This is a genomic window from Pseudomonas sp. CGJS7 (genome assembly GCF_036961695.1).
The window spans coordinates 1-1,751 of sequence record NZ_JBAMDI010000287.1; the positions used below are offsets into that span (position 1 = coordinate 1).

The 1,751-nt window shown below is 65.4% G+C and carries 2 protein-coding genes; both read left to right on the top strand.

Annotation, left to right across the window (positions count from 1 at the left end):
- On the top strand, positions 1-259 hold a 259-nt coding region (locus V7787_RS52705; protein WP_336095441.1), incomplete at its 5' end, for a phosphopantetheine-binding protein.
- The coding region (locus tag V7787_RS52710; protein ID WP_336095442.1) for a condensation domain-containing protein at positions 259-1,751 on the top strand (1,493 nt) is incomplete at its 3' end. The genes V7787_RS52705 and V7787_RS52710, both read left to right, overlap by 1 nt.

The window sequence follows — 1,751 nt, forward strand, 5'->3', positions numbered from 1 at the left end:
AATCTGGACGCAGGTCCTCGGGCTTGAGCGAGTCGGCCTGACTGACAACTTCTTCGAACTGGGCGGGCATTCCCTGCTGGTGATCAATATCGTGTCGCGTATTCAACTCGAACTGGGGCTGAAGCTGGTCCCGCAACTGCTGTTCCAATACCCGGTGCTTGGTGCTCTGGTGGCGCAACTGCAAGCCACCGGCGCACAGGTGCAGGATTCGACCCTGAGCCGTCTGGAAGACCTGCTTGACGACATGGAGGGGCTGTGATGGACAGCACCGTTGCCGCGCGGATCGCTCGCCGCTTCATCACCTTGCCACTGGACAAGCGTGCCCTGTACCTGGAGAAGATGCTGGCCGAGGGCGTGTCCCCGGCCAACCTGCCGATCCCCGAGGTGCAGTCGGCCTTCGAGCAACTGCCGCTGTCCTTCGCCCAGGAGCGCCAGTGGTTCCTCTGGCAGCTGGAGCCGCACAGCAGTGCCTATCACATCCCCATGGCCCTGCGTCTGCGCGGCCGGCTGGATCGCCAGGCGCTGCAAGGTGCCTTCGAGCGTTTGGTGGAGCGGCATCAGACGCTGCGCACTCGTTTCGTCTTCGACCAGACGCGCCCATTGCAGGTGATCGACCCCGTGGCCGGGTTGGCCATCGCCCATGAGGTGGTCGGGCCGCTGGACCTGGCACAACTGGAGGCCCGGGTGGCCGAAGAAACCCGTCAGCCGTTCGACCTTGAGGCGGGGCCGCTGCTGCGGGTGCGTCTGCTGGAGCTGGCGCCCGACGATCAGGTGCTGGTGCTGACTCAGCACCATATCGTTTCCGATGGCGTGTCGATGCAGGTGATGGTCGGCGAGCTGATCGCCCTGTATGCCGGCTTGAGCCTCGGCCAGGCGCCGACCCTGGCGCCGCTGCCGATCCAGTATGCCGACTATGCCCTGTGGCAGCGCCACTGGATGGAGGCGGGCGAGCGTGATCGCCAGCTGGCCTACTGGACCGAGCGCCTGGGCGCGCAGCAACCGGTGCTGGAACTGCCGCTGGATCACTCGCGGCCGGCGCAGCCCAGCTACCGTGGCGCGCGTTGCAACCTGCAACTGCCGGCGGCCTTGAGTCATGACCTGCAAGCCCTGGCCCGGGCCGAGGGTGGCACCTTGTTCATGCTGCTGCTGGCGGCATTCCACGCGTTGTTGCACCGCTACAGCGGCCAGGACGATATCCGCATCGGGGTGCCCAGCGCCAACCGCAACCGGGTCGAGACCGAAGGGCTGATCGGTTATTTCGTCAACACTCAGGTGATTCGTGCCCAGGTCGCTGGCGAGCAGCCCTTCGTCGAATTGTTGCGCCAGGTGCGCCAGCACGCGTTGGATGCCCAGGCCTATCAGGAGCTGCCGTTCGAGCAACTGGTCGAGGCCCTGGCGCCGGAGCGCACCCTGGGGCTCAATCCGCTGTTCCAGGTGATGTTCAACCATCAAGCGGCCGGCCGTGGCGGGGCGACCAGCGCGCGCTTGGGCGATCTGCAGATCGAAGGCGTGGACAGTGTCACCGAAGTGGCTCAACTGGACCTGACCCTGGAGACCCGCGAATCGCCAGAGGGATTGGAGGCGTCGTTCATCTATGCCACCGACCTGTTCGAGCGCTCGACCATCGAGCGGCTGTCGATCCACTTCATCAATCTGCTGCAAGGCATCGTCGAGCAACCGCAACAACCGGTGGCCGAACTGCCATTGCTGGCGGCCGCTGAGCGCGAGCGCACCCTGGTCACGTGGAACGT